Here is a 22828-nt window from a genome sequence, read left to right as displayed (position 1 = left end):
CGTTTTTTCGCGTTTCGCGATGCAAAGCGGGTGTTTCGCGACCGCCGCAGCAGCCGCCTTTCGTAATATCCCTATAATGGCCGTGCCGCAAATTTGGCTGCGGCGCCGCCGACGACAGGAGGATGCCTTGGCGAGAACGAAAGAGACGCGAGCGAATGCCGCGCCCGGCGCCGGAACGATTTTCGCGCTGCGCGCCATCGGTCTCGTGCTTCTCGCCCGCTGGCTGTTTTCCATGTCGGCGATGGATCTGACGACGTCGCTATCGGCGATGGCGTCCTCGCCGTGGGCGTGCGTCAACCTCGTCTTCCTGTTCCTGCTGATCTTCTTGCCGGGCGCGCGCGCCGTGGCCGAGCGTCCGTTCCATCCGCTGCCGCAATGGCTGCGGCAAGCGCTGCGTCTCTTTGCGTTCCTCGGGTTTCTGTTTGCGGTCTGGGTAGTCAGCGCGTTTGCGATGAGCGCCGGCTGGCGCCGCGCCGCGCAAACCGTGGCTGCGACCAACGGCTGGCTGCTGGTCGCACCGGCGCTCTACGCGGCGGTCCTGTGGATCTGCCGGCCGCGGCCGCTGTGGCGCACCAACATCGCCGCGCGACGCTTTGCGATCGGACGCTATGCGGTCTCGCTCGACCCGCTGACACGCACGGTGAGCGTGTGGGCCGAGCGTCGCAAGGTGGGGCAGTACGACGCGCGCGAGCTCTCGGTGCGCTGGGCCGACGGTGCGGGCACGCGGTCTGCGGCGCCGCCCACGCCGGTGATCGCGCTGCATGCCGCGGGCGATGCGGTGACGTCGTCTGCGCCGCGCGCGAGCGGCGCGCCGTCGCTTGCGCGTGCTGCGTTTGGCCGTCGTCCGAAAATCGAATTGCTGTGGGATTCGCCTGCGGCCGCGGGTCATAACCGGCAGACCGTGTTTCGCGCCGCGTTGACGACCGAAGGCGATCGCGTCGCGGCACGCGCGCTCGACAGCACGTTGCGGCAAGTCTGAATGTGAAGCGCGCTGTGTGCCGTCGCTCACATGCCATGACGGACGAGCGCGTTGTAAAGTAAGCCGTGGTCGATAATGAAACCAGGACGCCGCCCGCGCTTGACGGCGGGCGAGCGATAACAACGATGTGCCGTGTCGTTAGCAGGAGTCGCTATGCTGGTTCGCTGGTTACTTGCCGCTCTTCATCTGCTTGCTTATGGCTTCGCGCTTGCGTCGATCCTGCGGCGCACGTGGTCGCTGCGTCGCGCGGCGGTGCCGGCCGCGCTGCGCTCCGTGTTCCGGGCCGACACGCGGTGGGGCCTGTCCGCGCTGGTGCTGATCGTGACGGGGCTGATGCGCGTTTTCGGTTCTTACGAGAAGGGCGCCGACTACTATCTCCACGAGCCGCTCTTTCACCTCAAGATGACGCTGCTCGTCATCATCATCCTGCTTGAAGTTCCGTCGATGCTCGCCTTGATGCGCTGGCGCGCGTCGATACGAAAGGGCGAGGCGCCGGACCTGCACAACGCACGCCGCTACGCACACCTGAGCGTGATTCAGACGGTCTTGCTCGTGCTGATGGTGTTCGCCGCAACCGGCATGGCGCGCGGCATCGGCTTGCCTGCGGGCGCGGTGTAAGCCGGCGGCGCGTCAACGGAATAGGCCTTGAATAAAGGCATTTCCGTGTGACGCGCGTCATCGTCGGCGTTCTTACTTGCCGACCAGCAGGCTCGAATCGTCGGTCGCCGAACTGCGCATGCGCGCCGTTTCCTGGCGGACGGCGACGGCCGGTTCGCTCAAGCCTTTGATCAACTCCAGCGCCTGCCGCTCGAAGAGCCGCCGGTACAGGCCGTTCTCGAGACCGATCAGCGTTTCGTGGCTGCCTTCTTCGATCACCTTGCCCTTGTCGAGCACGAGCAACCGGTCGAGTGCGCGCACGGTCGACAGGCGGTGCGCGACCACGAGCGTCGTGCGGCCGAGCATCAGCCGCTCCATCGCCTGCTGGATCAGCACTTCGCTTTCGCTGTCGAGGCTCGATGTCGCTTCGTCGAGAATCAGAATGCGAGCATCGGCGAGAAACGCGCGCGCGATTGCCACACGCTGACGCTCGCCGCCCGACAGCTTGATGCCGCGCTCGCCGACCAGCGTGTCGTAACCGCCGGGCAACGCGCTGATGAAGTCGTGCGCGTTCGCAAGCCGCGCGGCTCGCTCGATGTCGGCGCGACTCGCGTCCGGACGCGCATAGGCGATGTTCTCCGCCAGCGAGCGGTGAAACAGCACCGGCTCCTGCTGCACGATCGCAATCTGGCTGCGCAATGACGCCTGCCTGACCTGCGCGATGTCCTGACCGTCGATCGTGATGCGGCCTTCCGAAACGTCGTAAAGGCGCTGGATCAGCTTGATAAAGGTCGTCTTGCCCGAGCCCGAATGGCCGACCAGCCCGACGCGTTCGCCAGGCGCAATGCGCACGGAGAAGTCGCGGTACAGCGGCGTGGCGTTCGCCCCATAGTGGAAGGTGACGTGCTCGAAGCGGATCTCGCCTTTGCCAATCGCGATCGGACCGGCGCCCGGCCGATCTTCGATACCGAGCGGCTGGCGCTCCAGCGACACGAGTTCTTCCATGTCGTTGACGGAGCGCTGCAAGTTCCGGATGTGCATGCCCACGTCGCGCAAATACCCTTGCAGCATGAAGAACATCGTCAGCGCGAACGTGATGTCGCCGACGCTCGCCTCGCCGCGCAGCCACAGCACCAGAGCGGCGCCGAGGATGGCCGTCTGGATCGCCACCAGCATCGCGCCCTGCACGCCGCCGTTGATCGTGCCGCGGATCCACGTGCGCCGCGTGCGTTCGCGCCATTTGCCGATCACGCGCGCAAGCAGCACTTCTTCGCGCTCTTCCGCGCCGAAGGCCTTGACCACGCCGTTGCAGCTCACCGCGTCCGCGAGCGCGCCGCCCATGCGCGTGTCCCACGCATTGGCGAGGCGCGCGGCGGGCGCGACATAGCCGAGCGACAGCGCGACCGTTACCGTGATGTAGATCAGCGAGCCGATGCCGACCACCGCGCCCATCATCGGCCAGCGCCAGCCGAGCAGCAGCGTCGCGCCAACCAGCATGATCAGCGACGGAAACAGCGCGATCAGCAACGTGTCGTTCAGCAGGTCGAGCGCCCACATGCCGCGCGTGATTTTGCGCACGGTGGAGCCCGCGAAGCTGTTCGCATGCCAGTCGGTCGAAAACCGCTGCACGCGATGAAACGCGTTGGCGGCGATCTCGCTCATCATCTTCAGCGTCAGCTTGATGATGTTGAAGTACATGCCTTGCCGCAGCAAGGTCGCGCCGAGGCCGAGCGCGCCGAGCACGCAAAACGCCGTGACCGCCGCGTGCCAGGCGCTGCCGCGCGCGGCCGGGCCCGACGCGATGGCGTCGACGAGGTGGCCGGCGAACATCGGCGTCAGCACGTCCGCCACTGCGGAGAGCATGACGAGCGCTGCAATGACGACGATGCGCCAAGGCTGTTTCGCCCAGTGAATGAAGGTGAAGCCGAGGACATCCTTAAAGGCTTGTCCGCGAAAGTCGAGTTTTTTTCCGGTCATTTTTCGACAACCCGGGCGCGCATGGCGCAACGGGGTTCCAGTCAAAAGCAGGATGAAGAGATAGTCGAAGCACGCGGTTAAACCGCAATGAAGCTGCGGCAATGAAACTGCGGGCAACAAGCCTGCGGAGCGAGCGGTGGACTATCTGGAATTGCGCGGCGCGCCTTGTCGGGCGGCACCGCGGATGGCGACAGGTCAGTGACCCGTCAGCGGCGACTCAGGAAACAACTGAGAGGCAAACGCGAGCGCCGCGGGACCATGTCAGGGACGGCCATATGCACTGCAAACATGTGACGCCTCCCTGTGGTCAATGAGGTGGAGAAAGTAGACGGGGCGAATGCCCGAACACCGACTATATCAGCGCTGTTTTGCCGTCGCAATCGACGAGGTTTCGGTGTTGACGGCGCGGCTGATTAGGGAGCCGCAAAACCGGATGCCAATACAACGACAAGACAGCAACGACAAGACAGCGCGCCAAAACGGAAAAGGGCTCACGCATTTCTACGTGAGCCCTTTGTCTTCGGTGATCGACGCACCAAGAATCTGGTGGGTAGTACTGGGATCGAACCAGTGACCCCTGCCGTGTGAAGGCAGTGCTCTACCGCTGAGCTAACCACCCGAAGAGATCGAGATTATGTCAGGGATTTTTGGCTTCGTCCAGCACTTTTTAAGCGGCTTGCTCATCCGACACGGCCGACACCGGTGCAGGTTCGAGACGCCACACGCTCGTGCCTTTGATCGCCTTGTCGAGGCCGTCGAGAACTTCCTGATGCGCGGCGAGCTCGTCGTCGCTGGCCGCGATCACCACGAGATCCAGCGATTCGATCGCCACGCGCGGCGCATGCGCTTCGCCGCCGGCGTGCGATTCGCCGAGCATGTCGATGACGAGGCTTTCCTGGCCGCGCGTCATCGCAAGATAAACCTCGGCGAGCAGTTCCGAGTCGAGCAGCGCGCCGTGCAGCGTGCGGTGCGCGTTGCTGATGCCGAAGCGATCGCAGAGCGCGTCGAGCGAATTGCGCTTGCCGGGGAACATCTGCTTGGCGCGCGCGAGCGTGTCGATGATCTCGCCGCAATACTTGCTCACGGGCGGCAGGCCGAGCAACGCGAATTCGGCGTCGAGAAAGCCGATGTCGAACGGCGCGTTGTGAATGATCAGGTCCGCGCCCTGGATAAAGTCGCGAATCTGGTCGGCGATGTCGGCGAACTTCGGCTTGTCGCTGAGGAATTCGGTGGTCAGGCCGTGGACCGCCAGTGCGCCGGGATCGCTGTCGCGTTCAGGATTGATATAGAAATGCAGGTTGTTGCCGGTGAGCCGCCGGTTTACCAGTTCGACGCAGCCCAGCTCGAGGATGCGGTCGCCGGTGCGGGCGTTGAGGCCCGTCGTTTCGGTATCGAGGATCAGTTGACGCATATCGGTTTTAGCTTTGCCTCAGAAGTTGCAGCCGCAAACAAGCAGCAAAAGAACGCGCGGGCCGGCGGCTTGGCGTCATAGTTCCGCGAGCGACGCGACGCCGCGGTTGGCGAGCTGATCGGCGCGCTCGTTCTCCGGGTGCCCGTTATGGCCGCGCACCCAGCGCCATTCGATTTCATGCTGCGCGACGAGCGCATCGAGCCGCTTCCACAGATCCGCGTTCTTGACCGGCTGCTTCGCCGCCGTGACCCAGCCTTTCTTTTTCCAGCCGTGAATCCACTCGCTGATGCCTTTCTGCACGTACTGCGAATCGGTGTGCACGACGGCCTTGCACGGACGCTTGAGCGCTTCGAGCGCGGAAATCACGCCCATCAGCTCCATGCGGTTGTTGGTCGTATTCGCTTCGCCGCCGAACAGCTCTTTTTCCTGATCGCCGAAGCGCAAAAGCGCGCCCCAGCCGCCGGGGCCGGGATTGCCCTTGCAGGCGCCGTCCGTATAAATGTCGATGATGTTCGCTGTCATTGAGTGTGGTTGCGTGTATTCGGTGTGGCGGCGGGCGCGAGGCCCGCGGCGAGGACGGGTTTCTTCACCTTCAGCGGTCCGACGAGGCGCATGCCGCGCACGCGCTTGATCGCCTTGATCATGTAGGTCGCGCCGAAAATCGGCCACCAGCGGTCGCCGGCGGCTTCCATGAAGCCGTAGCGCGAGAGCCACTGGTCGCTGTCGAGCGGCGGACGATAGCAGCCGAAGCGCCCGCGTTCAAGGTCGAATCCGAGCAGCTTGATCCAGTCCTTAAGACGCGTGAAGGCGATCAGATCGACGGCGGCGGGCACGAACGGCCGGCCGGTCATCTTGCCGACCGATTGCCGCGCGCCCCAGAGCGACAACGAGTTGAAGCCGAGAATGATCAGTTGGCCTTCCGGCATCAGCACGCGTTCGGCTTCGCGCAGCAGGCGGTGCGGGTCGCTCGTAAATTCGAGCGTGTGCGGCATCACGATCAGGTCGACGCTCTGCGCCTCGAACGGCAGATCGAGCAGATCGCACCAGACGGCACTGCGCCCCGTTGGCGAAGGCAGCGGCGCAAACGCGCCGCGCGCCGGGCCGTGCGTCGCCCCGTGCGTCGGGTTGCCCGCTCCGTTGCCGGCGTGCGCGTCCGCGCGCGGAAAGCTGTAGGGCGCGCTCGCGCCGCTGGCGGCATCCAGCACCAGTCCGCGGCAAGGCATGCGATTTTCGCGCAAGGCGTCGAGCTGCGGCAGGCCGAGTTGCAGCGCGTGGTAGCCGAACACGTCCGACACCACACGGTCGAGCTGGGTCTGTTCCCAGTCGAGCACGTAACGGCCAGGCGGCGAATCCGTCCAGGCGGGCCAGTCTATAATCGCTCGGTCAGTCATATCAAAGAATGCGTCGCCTATGAATGCGCTCGAGTACGTACCGGTCCCGGCGTTTGAAGACAATTACATCTGGGTCGTTTCCGACGGACACCACGCGGTAGTCGTCGATCCGGGCGAGGCCGCTCCGGTTCGCGCCTATCTGGCCAAACGCGGGTGGCGTCTGAGCGCTATTTTACTCACGCACCATCATCAAGACCACGTCGGCGGGGTGGCCGATCTGCTGAACGGCCAGGACGTTCCCGTCTACGGGCCCGCCGGTGAAGCGATCGAGCGTGTCACGCAGCGTCTTGAAAATGGCGATCGGGTGACGATTGCCGGGCCCGCGCTCGAGCTGAGCGTGCTGGACGTGCCAGGTCATACGAGCGGCCACATCGCCTATTTTCAGGCGGCTGATCCCGGCGGCACGCCTCATGTGTTTTGCGGCGATACGCTGTTCGCTTGCGGATGCGGCCGGCTGTTCGAAGGCACGCCGCAGCAGATGCTGGCGTCGCTCGACTCGCTCGCCGCGTTGCCCGGCGAAACGCAAGTGCACTGCGCGCACGAATATACGCTCTCCAACATCCGCTTCGCGCTCGCCTGCGAGCCGGGCAATGCCGACTTGCAAGCCTGGCGGGACCAGGCGGCCGACTTGCGAGCCCGCAATCTGCCGACGCTGCCCACCACGATCGCCCACGAACGCGCGGTGAATCCTTTCCTGCGGGCCGGCAATCCCGCCGTCCAGGCAGCCCTGCAAGAGCAGTTGCACGAGAAAGTATCGGACCGGCTGGCAGCGTTCACGCTGATGCGCGAATGGAAGAACCGCTTCCGGTGACCGGGTCGGCCCTGGGGTCTTCCTCAAGCGAAGAATCGGAAGAATTCGCCAAGCCTTAGATTTGCTTGATTTTTTCGTCAATTTCCAATTGACGTAGACGTTAGGGTTTCGTACTATCGGCTGCAAATTCCAGCCCTTGTGGAAGCCGAGACGTTCATGCGATTTATCTTTAGTGCGTTGCTGGTCCTGACGCTCGCCGCCTGCGCGAGCCAGGGACCAACGACGGTCAGCCCCACCACCGCAACAAATCCCGCCAGTCAGCAAGCCGTAGCAGACGCACTTCGCAAGACAGCCACCGCCAAGGAAACCATCAACGTCGACAAAGGCTCAGTCACGCAGTTGACGAGCGCGGACGCCGACTTGTGGGGCCGTATTCGCCGTGGTTTCCAGATGCCCGACCTGCAGACCGACCTGGTCGACATGCAGGTCAACTGGTATGCGCAGCGTCCCGATTACGTGCAGCGCATGACCGAGCGCTCGCAGAAGTACCTGTACCACATCGTCGAGGAGCTCGAGGCGCGTCATATGCCGACCGAGCTCGCGCTGCTGCCGTTCATCGAATCGGCGTACAGCCCGCAGGCGTTGTCGGTCGCGAAGGCGGCCGGCATGTGGCAGTTCATGCCGGGCACCGGCCGCACCTACAACCTCAAGCAGAACATGTGGCAAGACGAGCGCCGCGACGTGCTGGCGTCGACCAGCGCCGCGCTCGACTATCTGTCGCGTCTGCATGACATGTTCGGCGACTGGCAGCTCGCGCTCGCGGCGTACAACTGGGGCGAGGGCAACGTGCAGCGCGCCATCGCGCGTAACGAAGCGGCGGGCTTGCCGACCGACTATCTGAGCCTGCGCATGCCCAACGAAACGCGCAACTATGTACCGAAGCTGCAGGCCGTCAAGAACATCGTGATGAACCCGCAGATGTACGGGCTCGCGCTGCCGTCCATTCCGAATCACCCGTATTTCGTGACCGTCACCACGTCGCACGATATCGACGTGGACATGGCCGCCAAGCTCGCCAATCTGCCGCTCGACGAATTCCGCTCGCTGAACCCGTCGTTCAGGAAGCCGGTCATTCTCGGCGCGACGCAGCCGCAAATCCTGCTGCCGTTCGACAATGCGAGCGCGTTCGAGCGCAATCTGAAAACGTACTCAGGTTCGCTGTCGTCGTGGACCACGTACACGGTCACCGAGCGTTCGGCGCCCGCGGCGATTGCGCAAAAAATCGGTGTCGACGCCGACACGCTGATGGAAGTGAACAAGATTCCGGTCGGCATGCGTCTTAAGCCGGGCTCCACGATTGTCGTGCCGCGCGGTTCGGACGACGACGAGGACATCAGCGCGGACGTCGCGGAAAGCGCCGTGCTCGCGATGGAGCCGGACGTCCCCGACACGCGCAAGATGCTGATCCGCGTGCGCCGCAATCAGTCGATGGCGGCTATCGCGCTGCGCTACGGCGTGTCCGTCGGCCAGTTGAAGGCGTGGAACCGCACGCATCGCGACAGCGTCTCACGCGGCCAGGTCGTCGTGCTGCACGTGCCGGTCGGGCGGGCAGTCCCGAGCGAACCGGGGCCGGAGCGCATCGCGACCGACGTCGAAGGTGGCGGGGTCCAGAAGATCGGCACGCGCGTCGGCGGCTCGAAGCGCGAAGCGCGCAGCGAGAGGACGAAAGGGCGCGGACATTCGGCGGCGGTGGTGAAGGTGTCCGAGCCGGTGACGAAGGGCGGCAAATCGAAAGCGTCCGCGGCGCCTGCCGGCAAGGTGACGAAGGTATCGGCTTCCACCTCCAGCAAGAGCAGCAAAAGCACGAAGAAGAGCAACTGATGCAGGTTAATGCTGGTTGATGCGCCGATCGGGCTTCTGATCGACGCAGAACCTGCCGCGCTCCGACATGAAATGAGTTTTCGACGCCGTCGCCCTGTGGTGACGGCGTTTTTCATTGTGCGCCGTACGACAGTTGGTGCTTGCCTACCGGCCGGGGCGTGCCGCTGCCGTCGGGCGCCAGGCACGACGATGCGCGAATCTTTCCTCCGAGATTTCGATCCCGCCGCCGGGCGTCTTGACGCTATCCCGAAACGGCCGCTGCGCATAAGCTTGGCAACCGCGCGAGCCGCTCGCAGCAAGGCTTTGACCCGCCGGACCAGCACCGCCACGCCCCCGCCCAGCCATCTCGGATTTGGAGAGAACGGCGGTTTCCGGCTATAATTCCAAGGTTTGAGCTTATCAACCCGCACCCTAGCGCCTACCTCTCCCATACCGTTCATCCGCCGCGCGCCACAGGCGTAGCAAGAAGGGCCCGCACCTCGCCGATCCGTCCACACAATGGACCCATCGTGCGCCCCTTGCGACGTCAACGGCAGTACGCGAGCGAGTCTGCGCGCGCATCCCGTGATGCTGTTCGCTGCGGCTCGCAAACCGGATAGGCAGGTCGGCAACAGGGTGTTCCCCCAAGGAGTCTCCCGTGTTGCCGTCATTTTCTCCCGCTCTGCTCGCGCTCGCCGACGGCACGGTCTTTCGTGGTTATTCGATCGGCGCCCCCGGGCATACCATCGGCGAAGTCGTGTTCAACACGGCTATCACCGGCTATCAGGAAATCCTGACTGACCCGAGCTACGCGCGCCAGATCGTCACCCTCACGTATCCGCACATCGGCAATGTCGGCGTCAACGCCGAAGACGTCGAAGCGACGAAAGTCCATGCCGCCGGGCTGATCATTCGCGATCTGCCGGTCCTCGCGTCGAACTTCCGCATGGAGCGCACGCTCAGCCAGTATCTGCAGGACGAAGGCGTGGTCGCCATCGCCGGCCTCGACACCCGCAAGCTGACCCGCGTTCTGCGCGACAAGGGCGCGCAGAACGGCGCGATTCTCGCCGGTTCGGACGACGAAGCAAAGGCCATCGAACTCGCGCGTTCGTTCCCGGGCCTCTCGGGCATGGACCTCGCGAAGGTCGTGTCGACGAAGGAAACCTACGAGTGGACGCAAACCGAATGGCGTCTCGGCAGCGGCTACGGCAAGCAGAACGCGCCGAAGTACCGCGTCGTCGCGTTCGATTACGGCGTCAAGTACAACATCCTTCGCATGCTGGCCGAGCGCGGTTGCCACGTCACCGTGCTGCCGGCGCAAGCCACCGCGGCTGACGCGCTAGCGCTCAATCCGGACGGCATCTTCCTGTCGAACGGCCCCGGCGACCCGGAGCCGTGCGACTACGCGATCAAGGCAACCAAAGAGCTGATCGAGCGCGGCATTCCGACCTTCGGCATCTGCCTCGGCCATCAGATCATGGGCCTCGCGCTCGGCGCGAAAACCGTGAAGATGAAGACCGGTCACCACGGCGCGAATCATCCGGTGAAAGACCTGGAAGACGGCCGCGTGGTCATCACGTCGCAGAACCACGGTTTTGCTGTCGATGCGAACACGCTGCCCGCCAATGCCCGCGTCACGCATGTGTCGCTCTTCGACGGCACGCTGCAAGGCTTCGCGCTCTCCGACAAGCCGGCTTTCTGCTTCCAGGGGCATCCGGAAGCGTCGCCGGGCCCGCATGACATCGCGTATCTGTTCGACCGCTTTACCGGGTTGATGGACGCGAAGAAGGCCGGCAAGACCGCGGCGGCTTAAGAACGCACGCCGCGGCAAGCCCGGCGGCAAGCCCGGAATCAGGCAGCCAGAAGCAAAGCGCGCGCAACGCCCACGCGGCGCGCGCCGACGGAAAGAATTCAGGAATACATTAGCGAGAGCGTTATGCCCAAGCGGACAGACATCAAGAGCATTCTCATTATCGGCGCGGGTCCGATCATCATCGGTCAGGCGTGCGAGTTCGATTACTCGGGCGCGCAGGCATGCAAGGCGCTGCGTGAGGAAGGCTACAAGGTCATCCTCGTCAACAGCAATCCGGCGACGATCATGACCGACCCGAACACGGCCGACGTGACCTACATCGAGCCGATTACGTGGGAAGTGGTTGAGCGCATCATCGCGAAGGAGCGCCCGGACGCAATCTTGCCGACCATGGGCGGCCAGACCGCGCTGAACTGCGCGCTCGATCTCCACGCGCATGGCGTGCTGACCAAGTACAACGTCGAGCTGATCGGCGCGTCGCCGGAAGCCATCGACAAGGCGGAAGACCGCCAGAAATTCAAAGACGCGATGACGAAGATCGGCCTCGGTTCGGCCAAGTCGGGCACCGCGCATTCGATGGAAGAAGCGCTGGCGGTGCAAGCGGACATCGCGGCACAAACCGGCAGCGGTGGCTATCCGGTCGTGATCCGTCCGTCGTTCACGCTCGGCGGCTCGGGCGGCGGCATCGCGTACAACCGCGAAGAGTTCGAAGAGATCTGCAAGCGCGGCCTCGATCTGTCGCCCACGCGCGAGTTGCTGATCGAAGAATCGCTGCTCGGCTGGAAAGAGTACGAGATGGAAGTGGTCCGCGACAAGAAGGACAACTGCATCATCGTCTGCTCGATCGAAAATCTGGACCCGATGGGCATCCACACCGGCGACTCGATCACCGTCGCGCCGGCGCAAACGCTCACCGACAAGGAATATCAGGTGCTGCGTAACGCGTCGCTCGCGGTGCTGCGCGAGATCGGCGTGGACACGGGCGGCTCGAACGTGCAGTTCTCGATCAATCCGAAAGACGGCCGGATGATCGTGATCGAAATGAACCCGCGCGTGTCGCGTTCGTCGGCATTGGCGTCGAAGGCCACCGGCTTCCCGATCGCCAAGGTCGCGGCCAAGCTGGCAGTCGGCTACACGCTCGACGAGCTCAAGAACGAAATCACCGGCGGCCAGACGCCGGCATCGTTCGAACCGACTATCGACTACGTCGTCACCAAGATTCCGCGCTTTGCGTTCGAGAAATTCCGCGAAGCCGATTCGCGCCTGACCACGCAAATGAAGTCGGTCGGCGAAGTCATGGCGATTGGCCGCACCTTCCAGGAATCGTTCCAGAAGGCGCTGCGCGGTCTTGAAGTCGGCGTCGACGGTCTGGACGAAAAGACCACGAACCGCGACGAGATCATCCGCGAAATCGGCGAAGCCGGCCCGGATCGTATCTGGTACGTGGGCGACGCATTCCGGATCGGCATGACGGCGCAAGAAATTTTCGAAGAGACGTCGATCGACCCGTGGTTCCTCGCGCAGATCGAACAGGTCGTGCTGAAGGAAAAGGCGCTGGCCGGCCGCACGCTCGCGAGCCTTTCGAAGGAAGAGCTCAAGTATCTGAAGCAGAGCGGCTTCTCCGACCGGCGTCTCGCGAAGCTCGTCGGCGCGAAGCCGGCGGAAGTGCGCGCGCGCCGCATCGAGTTGAATGTGCGTCCGGTGTACAAGCGCGTCGACACGTGCGCGGCGGAGTTCGCGACGAAAACCGCGTACATGTACTCGACCTACGAGGAAGAGTGCGAAGCGAACCCGACGAACAACAAGAAGATCATGGTGCTGGGCGGCGGCCCGAACCGGATCGGCCAGGGCATCGAGTTCGACTACTGCTGCGTGCACGCCGCGCTCGCCATGCGCGAAGACGGCTACGAAACGATCATGGTCAACTGCAACCCTGAAACCGTTTCGACCGACTACGACACGTCCGACCGTCTGTACTTCGAATCGCTCACGCTCGAAGACGTGCTCGAAATCGTCGACAAGGAAAAGCCGGTCGGCGTGATCGTGCAATACGGCGGCCAGACGCCGCTGAAGCTCGCGCTCGACCTTGAAGCGAACGGAGTGCCGATCATCGGCACGTCGCCGGACATGATCGACGCAGCCGAAGACCGCGAGCGTTTCCAGAAGCTGCTGCAAGACCTCGGCCTGCGTCAGCCGCCGAACCGCACCGCGCGCGCCGAAGACGAAGCGCTGAAGCTCGCCGACGAAATCGGCTATCCGCTCGTCGTGCGTCCGTCGTACGTGCTGGGCGGCCGCGCGATGGAAATCGTCCACGAGCCGCGCGATCTCGAGCGCTACATGCGCGAGGCCGTGAAGGTATCGAACGATTCGCCGGTGCTGCTCGACCGCTTCCTGAACGACGCGATCGAATGCGACGTGGACTGCATTTCGGACGGCGAGGCGGTGTTCATCGGCGGCGTGATGGAGCACATCGAACAGGCGGGCGTGCACTCGGGCGACTCGGCTTGCTCGCTGCCGCCGTACTCGCTGTCGAAGGAAACCGTGGCTGAGCTCAAGCGCCAGACCGGCGCGATGGCGAAGGCGCTGAACGTGATCGGTCTGATGAACGTGCAGTTCGCGATTCAGCAAGTGCCGCAGGCGGACGGCTCGAAAGAAGACGTCATCTACGTGCTGGAAGTGAATCCGCGCGCCTCGCGCACAGTGCCGTACGTGTCGAAGGCGACCAGCCTGCCGCTCGCCAAGATCGCGGCGCGCGCAATGGTCGGCCAGAAGCTCGCGCAGCAAGGCGTGACGAAGGAAATCGAGCCGCCGTACTTCAGCGTGAAGGAAGCGGTGTTCCCGTTCGTCAAGTTCCCGGCAGTCGATCCGGTGCTCGGACCCGAAATGCGTTCGACCGGCGAAGTGATGGGCGTGGGCCGCACGTTCGGCGAAGCGCTCTTCAAGTCGCAGCTCGCGGCGGGCTCGCGTCTGCCGGAGTCGGGCACGGTGCTGCTGACGGTGATGGACGCCGACAAGCCGAAGGCCGTCGAAGTCGCGCGCATGCTGCACGAACTCGGTTATCCGATCGTCGCCACCAAGGGCACGGCAGCCGCGATCGAAGCGGCCGGCGTGCCGGTGAAGGTCGTCAACAAGGTGAAGGACGGCCGTCCGCACATCGTCGACATGATCAAGAACGGCGAGATCGCGCTGGTCTTCACGACCGTCGACGAAACGCGCGCGGCGATTGCCGATTCGCGTTCCATCCGCATGAGCGCGCAGGCCAACAAGGTCACGTACTACACGACGATGTCGGGCGCGCGCGCGGCGGTCGAAGGCTTGCGCTACCTGAAGGACCTGGAAGTCTATGATTTACAAGGTTTGCACGCTCGCCTAAACTAAGGCTTCGAATACCTGTCCAGGATGTAAGTGCCGCGGTTAAGCGGCGTTTCGCAGGTGCTGTGGTCCGGGTTTTCCCCCGGCCGCCGGCTCCCGCGAAATGCACTTAACCGCGGTGATTTTTTTTACGGCCGTTTTTTGTTCCAAAGCGCTCCCATCTGCCGCTTTAGCGCCAGATCCCAAAAAGGGCCGGGAGGGTTTGGAGCGGCCCGGCGTTTTTTCGAGAGTTGTTTATGAGCACTATTCCATTGACCAAGCGCGGCGCAGACATGCTGCGCGACGAATTGCAGCGGCTGAAATCGGTCGAGCGTCCCGCCGTGATCAACTCGATCGCGGAAGCGCGCGCGCAGGGCGATCTGTCCGAAAACGCGGAATACGATGCCGCGAAAGAGAAGCAGGGCTTCATCGAAGGCCGCATCGCCGAAATCGAATCGAAGCTGGCGGGCGCGCAGGTGATCGACCCGTCGCAAGTGGAGGCGGACGGCCGCGTGGTGTTCGGCGCGACCGTCGAACTGGAAGACCTGGACTCGGGCGCATCGGTCAAATATCAGATCGTCGGCGACGACGAAGCGGACATCGACCACGGCCTCATCTCCATCAGCTCGCCGATTGCGCGCGCGCTGATCGGCAAGTCCGAAGGCGATGTCGCGTCCGTGCAGGCGCCAGGCGGCGTGCGCGAGTACGAAATCATCGCGGTCAGCTACGTTTGAAGGCGACTCCGGTGTCACTGATGCCGCATCGAATCTTTCGTCTGCTGACGGTCGTGTGGGTCGGCAGTCTGCTGACTATCGGCTATGCAGTCGCGCCGGTGCTGTTCACGTCGCTGGACCGGTCGACGGCGGGCGCGGTGGCGGCGCAACTGTTTCGCATCGAAGGTGTGCTTGGCGCGGTCTGCGGCATTTTGCTGCTCGGTCTCGCCAACGTGGTGATCCGGCGCGGCGGCAACGCATACCGGCGCTTGCGCTGGCTGGTGGCCGGCATGCTGGTCTGTGTGCTGGTCGGTTATTTCGCGTTGCAGCCCTTCATGAACGCGATGCGCGTGGCCGCGCTGGAAGCCGGCACGGACATCGCGCATTCCGCCTATGCGGCACGCTTCGGCATGCTGCACGGCGTCTCGAGCGTGTTCTACCTGATCGAAAGCCTGCTGGGCATTGTGCTCGTGTGGAAATTGCCCGTGGGCACGGGAGCCGGCGCCGCGCAGCAGGGCGCTCGCGACGATGTGTCCGGAAAAGTAGCGGGCTAGGAAGGCTGGCGGTTGCGGCAGGCGCCGCACGCAACGCAGGCAAGGTGCGGCTCGCGCCGCACCGTTGATCCGCCTGCCTGTTTCAATCGATTATTTCGACTGCTTATTTCGACTGATGCGCGCGCTTCGCGCTGGTTTGCCGCTTCTTCGCGCGCTTGATGTTGCCGCCTTGCGTGACGCGCTCGTTGCCGCGTACCAGCACGGCTTTCGCCTTCGGCTTGCGCATGGGCACTTCGCTCGGCTTCACGACCTTGACGACGCGCGGCGCGCGGCCCTTGCCGGGGTTGGCTTCGACGGCGGCTTCGCGGGCGCTCGGCAGTGCGCCGCGTTTGCCTTTTACCGCGGGTTGTGCGGCGGCTTCGGGCTTCCAGATGACCAGCAGCTTGCCGATATGCTGGATCGGCGCGGCGTTCAGCTTGTCGCAGATCTGTTCGTAGATCGCGATGCGCTCTTCGCGTTCGTCGCCGAACACGCGGATCTTGATCAGCTGATGAGCGGCGAGGTGAACCTTGATCTCGGCGAGCACGGCGTCGGTCAAACCTTCGGCGCCGACGAGCACGACCGGTTTGAGCGCATGTGCCTGGGAGCGCAACTCGGCGCGTTGGTCGGAAGAGACTTTGAGGGCGGGCATGTGAAGTGGGAGACTCGACTAAAATGGCGGCACCTGCGCTCCCCAGTCCGTCTTTCGGCGAATTGGAGCGGAACACGATTGGGACACTGCGGCAGGCGGCGCGTCAGGACAACAGAATCGCGGATAACTGCCAGTTTTCTGGCGGGAGCCGCGCGAATTAACCGCGTATTATCCGCTAAAGCGTGACATGACGCAGCAAGAGTTCAACGTTTAATGGCAAAAAACAAGTTTAATACGGCGTGGCTGCACGACCACATCAACGATCCCTACGTGAAAATGGCGCAGCGGGAAGGCTATCGCGCCCGCGCCGCCTACAAGCTGAAGGAAATCGATGAGCAGGACAAGCTGATCCGGCCGGGGCAGGTCATCGTCGATCTCGGTTCGACGCCGGGCAGCTGGAGCCAGTACGCGCGCAACAAACTGGCGAAAGGGTCGCAGCGCGACGCGGAACGTCAGGGCGGGATCGACGGCACGATCATCGCGCTCGATCTTCTGCCGATGGAACCGGTCGCCGACGTCCACTTCATTCAGGGCGACTTCCGCGAGGAAGCCGTGCTCGGCCAACTGGAAGAATTAGTCGGAGAGCGGCAAGTCGATCTTGTAATTTCGGATATGGCGCCCAACCTGTCGGGAGTGGCATTGGCGGATGCGGCGCGAATCGAGCATTTGTGCGATCTCGCGCTGGAATTTTCGCAAAATCACCTGAAACCGGATGGAGCCCTTTTAGTCAAATGCTTTCACGGCAGCGGTTACAGCCAGATTGTCGAAAAGTTCAAGCGCCAGTTCAAGGTGGTGGCTGCCCGCAAGCCCAAGGCTTCGCGGGACAAGTCGTCGGAAACGTTTATTTTGGGTAAGCATCTGAAAAGGCCCGCGTAGGGCGCCGCGTAGTCCCCGCCATGCTATTTCTGTGGTAGCGAAACCTTATGGCAGGGGTCTGCGGACTGGATTAGAATGCTTTCGTGGTGCCGCAAGGCAAATGTAGGCGCCCGTCTAAGTGAAGGAGTGGTGCTTTGAACAACAATATGTTTTCGAAGGCAGCAGTGTGGCTGGTTATCGCACTGGTGCTATTTACGGTGTTCAAGCAGTTCGACAAGCCCCGTGTCCAGGAAGGCGTTTCCTATTCGCAGTTCATGGACGACGCGAAGAACGGCAAAGTCAAGAACGTCATTGTCCAGGGGCGGAACCTCACGGTCACTCCAGCAGACGGCCAGAAGTACCAGATCGTGTCGCCGGGCGACATCTGGATGGTCGGCGATCTGATGAAGTACGGCGTTCAGGTAAGCGGCAAGGCTGACGACGAACCCAATGCGCTGGTTTCCGCGCTGTATTACCTCGGGCCGACGATCCTCATTATCGGTTTCTGGTTCTACATGATGCGACAGATGCAGGGAGGCGGGAAAGGCGGCGCCTTCTCGTTCGGCAAGTCGCGCGCGCGTCTGATCGACGAAAACAACAACGCAATCAATTTCACCGACGTCGCCGGTTGCGACGAAGCGAAGGAAGAAGTCTCCGAACTGGTCGATTTCCTGCGCGACCCGCAGAAGTTTCAGAAACTCGGTGGCCGTATTCCGCGTGGCGTGCTGCTCGTCGGCCCACCGGGAACGGGTAAGACGCTGCTCGCTCGCGCCATCGCGGGCGAAGCGAAGGTGCCGTTCTTCAGCATCTCGGGTTCGGACTTCGTCGAAATGTTCGTCGGCGTCGGCGCGGCTCGTGTGCGCGACATGTTTGAGCAGGCGAAGAAGCACGCACCGTGCATCGTGTTCATCGACGAAATCGACGCGGTCGGCCGTCATCGCGGCGCCGGCATGGGCGGCGGTAACGACGAGCGCGAGCAGACGCTGAATCAGATGCTCGTCGAAATGGACGGCTTCGAGGCGAACTCCGGCGTGATCGTAATCGCCGCAACGAACCGTTCGGACGTGCTCGACAAGGCGCTGCTGCGTCCGGGCCGTTTCGACCGCCAGGTGTACGTCGGTCTGCCGGATATTCGCGGCCGCGAACACATCATGAAGGTTCACCTGCGCAAGGTGCCGATTTCGAACGACGTCGACGCAGCGGTCATCGCGCGCGGCACGCCGGGCTTCTCGGGCGCCGATCTGGCGAACCTCGTGAACGAAGCGGCATTGTTCGCGGCACGCCGCGGCAAGCGCATCGTCGAAATGACGGATTTCGAAGACGCGAAGGACAAGATCTTCATGTGGTCCGGAGCGCAAGTCGGCCGTGATCCGCGAAGAGTCGAAGCGCGCTACCGCGTATCACGAGTCGGGCCACGCAGTCATTGCGAAGCTGCTGCCGAAGGCCGACCCGGTGCACAAGGTCACGATCATTCCGCGTGGCCGGGCATTGGGCGTCACGTGGCAGTTGCCGGAGCACGACAACGAAACGTACTCGAAAGACTATCTGCTTGACCGTCTTGCGATTCTGTTCGGCGGCCGCGTTGCGGAAGAGTTGTTCCTGAACCTGATCAGCACGGGCGCGTCGGACGACTTCAACAAGGCCACGCAAACCGCGCGCGCCATGGTCGCTCGCTTCGGCATGACCGACGCGTTGGGACCGATGGTCTACGTGGACGACGAAAACGACGCCACGCCGTTTGGTCGCGGCTTCACGCGCACCATTTCGGAAGCCACGCAGCAGAAGGTCGACGCGGAAATTCGCCGCGTGCTGGACGAGCAGTACAACCTCGCGAAGCGCCTGCTGGACGAAAACCGCGACAAGGTCGAGGCGATGACCGCCGCGCTGATGGAGTGGGAAACGATCGACGCCGATCAGATCAACGACATCATGGCAGGACGTCCGCCGCGCTCGCCGAAGAGCTCGCCGCCGTCGGCAAGCGACGCGTCGTCGGGCGGCAGCCCCGGTACAGAAGTCAAGCCGGGTAGCGCGACCGCGCCGGCCTGATCGGCTGGCAGTAGAAAGTGCGGGCCGGTGTGTTTCACACCGGCCCGTTTTGCATTTATCCGCCTATTCGACTTCACGCTACGTGTCTACCGCCGCTTTCTCTCCTTCCACCATCCCCGAGCCGTTGCAGTGCGGGCGGTTCAAGCTGAGCTTCGAACGCCCGTTGGTCATGGGCATCCTGAACGTCACGCCCGATTCTTTCTCCGACGGCGGCCAGTACGCGATGCGCGCCGATGCGTTGCGCCAGGCGGAGCGCATGATGCTCGAAGGCGCGGACATCATCGACATTGGCGGCGAATCGACGCGCCCCGGCGCGCCGCCCGTGCCGCTCGACGAAGAACTCGAGCGCGTGATACCGCTTATCGAGCAACTGCGTGGCGCCAACGTGCCGCTCTCGGTCGACACCTACAAGCCCGAAGTGATGCGGCATGCACTGAGCGCGGGCGCCGATCTGATCAACGACATCTGGGGCTTTCGCATGCCCGGTGCCGTGGATGCGGTGCGCGACAGCGACTGCGGCCTGTGCGTGATGCACATGCTGGGCGAGCCGCAGACCATGCAGCTCGGCGAGCCGGCTTACGGCGATGTCGTCGGCGAAGTCAGGCAGTTTCTGGAGGAACGCGTGGCGGTGCTTACGCAGGCGGGCATCGCGCGTGGCCGGATCAGCGTGGACCCCGGTTTTGGTTTCGGCAAGGCCGTGGTCGAGCACAATTACGCGCTGCTCGCGCGGCTCGCGGACACCGCGCCGCGGGCAGAGCCGCCGTATCCGATCCTCGCGGGCATGTCGCGCAAATCGATGATCGGCGCAGTCACGGGACGCGCGGCGCCGGAGCGCGTCGCGGGCAGCATTGCCGCCGCGGTGTTGGCAGCGGAACGCGGCGCCGCAATCTTGCGCGTGCACGACGTCGCACAAACAGTAGACGCATTGAAAGTCTGGGCAGCTCTGCGCGACGCGGCGAATGGCGCCGGCCCGCGCGGATGAGCCCAAAGCAAGGAGGAATATAAAAGATGGCACGTCGTTATTTCGGCACGGACGGTATTCGGGGCAAGGTCGGCGAAGGGCCTATTACGCCGGAATTTGTATTGCGGCTCGGCTATGCAGCGGGCAAGGTGCTCGTCGGCGCGGACCGCTGGGCGCGCACGGGCACGCGGCCCACGGTGCTGATCGGCAAGGACACGCGGGTGTCGGGCTACATGCTCGAGGCCGCGCTCGAGGCGGGTTTCTCGGCGGCCGGTGTCGACGTGATGCTGGCGGGCCCGATGCCGACGCCGGGCATCGCCTATCTGACGCGCGCGCCTGCGGCTCGCGGCCGGCGTCGTGATCAGCGCGTCGCACAATCCGTATTACGACAACGGCATCAAGTTCTTTTCCGCCGACGGCAACAAGCTGCCGGACGACGTCGAATCGCAGATCGAAGAGCACCTCGAGTTGCCGCTCGCCTGCGCGGCGTCGGAACAGCTCGGCAAGGCGCGGCGTCTCGACGACGCAGCGGGCCGCTACATCGAGTTCTGCAAGAGCACGTTTCCGGCCGCGTTCGATCTGCGCGGGCTGAAGCTGGTGGTCGATTGCGCGCACGGCGCCGCGTATGACGTCGCGCCGCACGTGTTCCACGAGCTGGGCGCCGAGGTCATTCCAATCGGCGTCGCGCCGAACGGCTTCAACATTAACGACGGCGTCGGCGCGACCGCGCCCGATGCGCTGGTGCGCGCGGTGCGGGCGAATCACGCGGACCTCGGCATCGCGCTCGACGGCGACGCCGACCGTCTGCAGGTCGTCGACGCGGCAGGGCGCCTCTACAACGGCGACGAACTGCTGTACGTGCTGGTGAAGGACCGCATCGCGACCGACGGCAAAGTGGAAGGCGCGGTCGGAACCTTGATGACCAATATGGCCGTCGAGGTCGCGTTGCAGGCGGCGGGCGTCAAGTTCGTGCGCGCGGCAGTCGGCGACCGCTACGTGCTCGAGCAGTTGCGCGAGCACGGCTGGCAGCTCGGCGCGGAGGGGTCCGGCCACATTCTGTCGCTCGACCGCCATTCGACGGGCGACGGCATCGTCTCCGCGCTTCTCGTGCTCGCCGCGATGAAGCGCAGCGAAAGAACGCTTTCCGAACTGCTCGACGGCGTCACGCTGTTCCCGCAGAAGCTGATCAACGTGCGCATGAAGCCGGACGCCGACTGGAAGGGCAGCGACGCTATCCGGCGCGCGATTGCGAGCGCGGAAGACGCGCTCAATGGCCGCGGGCGCGTGCTGATTCGCGCGTCGGGCACGGAGCCGGTGCTGCGCGTGATGGTCGAGGCGGAGCACGTCGACGACGCGCTGCGCCACGCTGAAGCGATCGCGGCCGCGGTGAAGCAGGCGACGGCGTAAGCGGTCACTCACCTGCGAGCGTGGCGGCTGTGTGTCGCCCTGCTTGTCTGTAGGACCGTGGGCGTTTCCGCCGCAGTTGCCTGACGGAACGCGCCCGCCAAACCGCATATCTGCCCTGGCTTAGGCGCGTCTGCGGATCTTTCTACTCATTCGCGGTCGCCGCGCTCGGCCGGCACGCGTGCATTCGCCCACTGGCGTACCCGGAAGCCCGCAGCCGCCACACCCGCCTCTTTGCCCCGGCGCAAGAGCGCCTTCCAGCCGGACCGTCCCGTCCTGGTCGCATCCGCAAACGTTCGCGCCCCATCTTTTTCGCCTAATCTCTACAAGGCACGGCCAAACCGCCACCAAGCCACCGATCTACCCGCGCAAACGCCTTTCACATTAGTAACCCCACTGTCACACGCGTTTCACGGTTAGTCACGTTACTGTCACAAAGAGACCCTAAGCTTCGCGGTGTTCAGTTATCCGCTCACACCGCTCACACCTTGGAGGTTTCGATGAAATTGATGCAAACCGTGTTCGCTGGCGTCGCTGGCGCGTTCTTCGCGATGGCCGCAAACGCAGCAGACATCACCGGCGCGGGCAGCACCTTCGCAGCACCGATCTACACGAAGTGGGCCGACGCCTATCAGAAGTCCGGCGGCGGCAAGGTTAACTACCAGGGCATCGGCTCGTCGGGCGGCGTGAAGCAGATCATCGCCAAGACGGTCGATTTCGCCGGTTCCGACGCTCCGCTGAAGGACGACGAACTCGCGAAAGACGGCCTGTTCCAGTTCCCGACGGTGGTCGGCGGCGTGGTGCCGGTCGTCAACGTGCCGGGCGTGAAGCCGGCTGAACTGGTGCTGTCGGGCGAAGTGCTGGGTGACATCTATCTGGGCAAGATCAAGAAGTGGAACGATCCGGCGATCGTTGCACTGAACCCGAAGGTCAAGCTGCCCGACACCGACATCGCCGTGGTGCGCCGCGCCGACGGTTCGGGCACGAGCTTCATCTGGACGAACTACCTGTCGAAGGTCAACACGGAATGGAAGTCGAAGGTCGGTGAAGGTTCGACGGTCAACTGGCCGACCGGCACGGGCGGCAAGGGCAACGACGGCGTCGCGGCTTTCGTGCAACGCCTGCCGGGCGCAATCGGTTACGTCGAATGGGCGTACGCGAAGCAGAACCACATGACCTACGTCGCGCTGAAGAATTCGACGGGCACGGTGGTCGAGCCGAAGACGGACACGTTCAAGGCAGCGGCAGCGGGCGCGGACTGGTCGAAGTCGTTCTATCAGATCCTGACGAACGAGCCGGGCAAGAACGCATGGCCGATCGTCGGCGCAACCTTCGTGCTGTTGCACACGACGCAGGAAAAGGCGCCGCAAGGCAGCGAAACGTTGAAGTTCTTCGACTGGGCGTTCAAGAACGGCACGCAGGCCGCGAACGATCTGGACTACATCTCGCTGCCGGAATCGGTCGTGTCGGAAATCAAGACGCAGTGGAAGTCGAAGGTGAAGGACGCTTCGGGCAAGCCGATCGCCGAGTAAGC

16 protein-coding genes, 1 tRNA gene and 2 pseudogenes are annotated in these 22828 nt (G+C 63.8%); 13 read left to right on the top strand and 6 right to left on the bottom strand.

Annotated features, from left to right (window positions below):
- Positions 1–127: 127 nt before the first annotated feature.
- Together ABIE53_RS14810 and ABIE53_RS14805 are read left to right on the top strand one after the other, a co-directional pair.
- Entirely contained in the window at positions 128–979 is an 852-nt protein-coding gene (locus ABIE53_RS14810) for a hypothetical protein (RefSeq protein WP_053858542.1), read from the top strand.
- 153 nt (positions 980–1132) lie between these two features.
- Positions 1133–1597, top strand: coding sequence for a DUF2214 family protein (locus ABIE53_RS14805; protein ID WP_192698826.1), 465 nt, complete (start codon positions 1133–1135; stop codon positions 1595–1597).
- A 72-nt stretch (positions 1598–1669) separates the two neighbouring features.
- On the opposite strand, the gene ABIE53_RS14800 is transcribed toward ABIE53_RS14805, so the two are convergent.
- The 5 genes from ABIE53_RS14800 to ABIE53_RS14780 form a co-directional block, all read right to left on the bottom strand.
- On the bottom strand, positions 1670–3553 hold the full coding sequence (locus tag ABIE53_RS14800; protein WP_192698827.1) for an ABC transporter ATP-binding protein: 1884 nt from the start codon (positions 3551–3553) through the stop codon (positions 1670–1672).
- A 544-nt stretch (positions 3554–4097) separates the two neighbouring features.
- A tRNA-Val gene (locus tag ABIE53_RS14795) sits at positions 4098–4172 on the bottom strand.
- A gap of 48 nt (positions 4173–4220) precedes the next feature.
- Positions 4221–4964 carry a DNA polymerase III subunit epsilon gene (gene dnaQ, locus ABIE53_RS14790; RefSeq protein WP_192698828.1) on the bottom strand — a complete coding sequence of 248 codons (744 nt, stop codon included), beginning with the start codon at positions 4962–4964 and terminating at the stop codon, positions 4221–4223.
- Positions 4965–5039: 75 nt separating this feature from the next.
- Positions 5040–5486: a ribonuclease HI gene (gene rnhA / locus ABIE53_RS14785; RefSeq protein ID WP_006051973.1), complete on the bottom strand. Its 447-nt coding sequence runs from the start codon at positions 5484–5486 to the stop codon at positions 5040–5042.
- Positions 5483–6355 (bottom strand): class I SAM-dependent methyltransferase, encoded by an 873-nt coding sequence (locus tag ABIE53_RS14780; RefSeq protein ID WP_114156325.1) that lies wholly within the window; start codon positions 6353–6355, stop codon positions 5483–5485. The genes rnhA and ABIE53_RS14780 overlap by 4 nt, the downstream gene beginning before the upstream one ends.
- 19 nt (positions 6356–6374) lie before the next feature.
- Between ABIE53_RS14780 and gloB the strand changes: the two genes are divergently transcribed.
- The 6 genes from gloB to ABIE53_RS14750 all read left to right on the top strand — a co-directional run bounded on the left by gloB (position 6375) and on the right by ABIE53_RS14750 (position 15397).
- Entirely contained in the window at positions 6375–7166 is a 792-nt protein-coding gene (gene gloB, locus ABIE53_RS14775) for a hydroxyacylglutathione hydrolase (protein ID WP_192698829.1), read from the top strand.
- A 156-nt stretch (positions 7167–7322) separates the two neighbouring features.
- On the top strand, positions 7323–8987 hold the full coding sequence (locus tag ABIE53_RS14770) for a transglycosylase SLT domain-containing protein (RefSeq protein WP_192698830.1): 1665 nt from the start codon (positions 7323–7325) through the stop codon (positions 8985–8987).
- Between the two features lie 637 nt (positions 8988–9624).
- Positions 9625–10779 (top strand): glutamine-hydrolyzing carbamoyl-phosphate synthase small subunit, encoded by a 1155-nt coding sequence (gene carA, locus ABIE53_RS14765; RefSeq protein WP_053858539.1) that lies wholly within the window; start codon positions 9625–9627, stop codon positions 10777–10779.
- Between the two features lie 123 nt (positions 10780–10902).
- On the top strand, positions 10903–14157 hold the full coding sequence (gene carB / locus ABIE53_RS14760) for a carbamoyl-phosphate synthase large subunit (RefSeq protein ID WP_192698831.1): 3255 nt from the start codon (positions 10903–10905) through the stop codon (positions 14155–14157).
- A 230-nt stretch (positions 14158–14387) separates the two neighbouring features.
- On the top strand, positions 14388–14864 hold the full coding sequence (gene greA, locus ABIE53_RS14755; RefSeq protein WP_013340018.1) for a transcription elongation factor GreA: 477 nt from the start codon (positions 14388–14390) through the stop codon (positions 14862–14864).
- Positions 14865–14884: 20 nt separating this feature from the next.
- Positions 14885–15397: a DUF4149 domain-containing protein gene (locus ABIE53_RS14750; protein WP_029967739.1), complete on the top strand. Its 513-nt coding sequence runs from the start codon at positions 14885–14887 to the stop codon at positions 15395–15397.
- A gap of 103 nt (positions 15398–15500) precedes the next feature.
- Here ABIE53_RS14750 and ABIE53_RS14745 read toward each other — a convergent pair whose 3' ends face one another.
- Entirely contained in the window at positions 15501–16028 is a 528-nt protein-coding gene (locus tag ABIE53_RS14745) for a YhbY family RNA-binding protein (RefSeq protein ID WP_029967738.1), read from the bottom strand.
- 213 nt (positions 16029–16241) lie between these two features.
- On the opposite strand from ABIE53_RS14745, the gene ABIE53_RS14740 reads away from it, so the two are divergent.
- From ABIE53_RS14740 to pstS, 5 genes and pseudogenes are all read left to right on the top strand, one after another.
- Positions 16242–16904 (top strand): RlmE family RNA methyltransferase, encoded by a 663-nt coding sequence (locus ABIE53_RS14740; protein ID WP_006051982.1) that lies wholly within the window; start codon positions 16242–16244, stop codon positions 16902–16904.
- Positions 16905–17038: 134 nt separating this feature from the next.
- Positions 17039–18929, top strand: a pseudogene (ftsH, locus tag ABIE53_RS14735) (ATP-dependent zinc metalloprotease FtsH).
- Between the two features lie 82 nt (positions 18930–19011).
- Positions 19012–19911 (top strand): dihydropteroate synthase, encoded by a 900-nt coding sequence (gene folP / locus ABIE53_RS14730; protein WP_083803855.1) that lies wholly within the window; start codon positions 19012–19014, stop codon positions 19909–19911.
- Between the two features lie 26 nt (positions 19912–19937).
- Positions 19938–21297, top strand: a pseudogene (gene glmM / locus ABIE53_RS14725) (phosphoglucosamine mutase).
- A gap of 497 nt (positions 21298–21794) precedes the next feature.
- Positions 21795–22826 (top strand): phosphate ABC transporter substrate-binding protein PstS, encoded by a 1032-nt coding sequence (gene pstS / locus ABIE53_RS14720; protein ID WP_006051986.1) that lies wholly within the window; start codon positions 21795–21797, stop codon positions 22824–22826.
- Positions 22827–22828: the final 2 nt, after the last annotated feature.

Origin of the sequence: Paraburkholderia sp. OAS925, assembly GCF_040543975.1 — a bacterium.
In the GTDB taxonomy this organism is placed as follows: Bacteria; Pseudomonadota; Gammaproteobacteria; order Burkholderiales; family Burkholderiaceae; genus Paraburkholderia; species Paraburkholderia graminis.
The sequence above is the reverse complement of the archived record's forward strand: the minus strand, read 5'-3'. Positions and strand labels throughout refer to the sequence as shown.

Excerpts from the sequence above, each read along its gene's own strand:
- ABIE53_RS14805 (WP_192698826.1), top strand. The coding sequence starts at position 1,133 with ATGCTGGTTCGCTGGTTACTTGCCGCTCTTCATCTGCTTGCTTATGGC.
- ABIE53_RS14800 (WP_192698827.1), bottom strand. The coding sequence starts at position 3,553 with ATGACCGGAAAAAAACTCGACTTTCGCGGACAAGCCTTTAAGGATGTC.
- dnaQ (WP_192698828.1), bottom strand. The coding sequence starts at position 4,964 with ATGCGTCAACTGATCCTCGATACCGAAACGACGGGCCTCAACGCCCGC.
- rnhA (WP_006051973.1), bottom strand. The coding sequence starts at position 5,486 with ATGACAGCGAACATCATCGACATTTATACGGACGGCGCCTGCAAGGGC.
- ABIE53_RS14780 (WP_114156325.1), bottom strand. The coding sequence starts at position 6,355 with ATGACTGACCGAGCGATTATAGACTGGCCCGCCTGGACGGATTCGCCG.
- gloB (WP_192698829.1), top strand. The coding sequence starts at position 6,375 with ATGAATGCGCTCGAGTACGTACCGGTCCCGGCGTTTGAAGACAATTAC.
- ABIE53_RS14770 (WP_192698830.1), top strand. The coding sequence starts at position 7,323 with ATGCGATTTATCTTTAGTGCGTTGCTGGTCCTGACGCTCGCCGCCTGC.
- carB (WP_192698831.1), top strand. The coding sequence starts at position 10,903 with ATGCCCAAGCGGACAGACATCAAGAGCATTCTCATTATCGGCGCGGGT.
- greA (WP_013340018.1), top strand. The coding sequence starts at position 14,388 with ATGAGCACTATTCCATTGACCAAGCGCGGCGCAGACATGCTGCGCGAC.
- ABIE53_RS14750 (WP_029967739.1), top strand. The coding sequence starts at position 14,885 with ATGCCGCATCGAATCTTTCGTCTGCTGACGGTCGTGTGGGTCGGCAGT.
- ABIE53_RS14745 (WP_029967738.1), bottom strand. The coding sequence starts at position 16,028 with ATGCCCGCCCTCAAAGTCTCTTCCGACCAACGCGCCGAGTTGCGCTCC.
- ABIE53_RS14740 (WP_006051982.1), top strand. The coding sequence starts at position 16,242 with ATGGCAAAAAACAAGTTTAATACGGCGTGGCTGCACGACCACATCAAC.
- pstS (WP_006051986.1), top strand. The coding sequence starts at position 21,795 with ATGAAATTGATGCAAACCGTGTTCGCTGGCGTCGCTGGCGCGTTCTTC.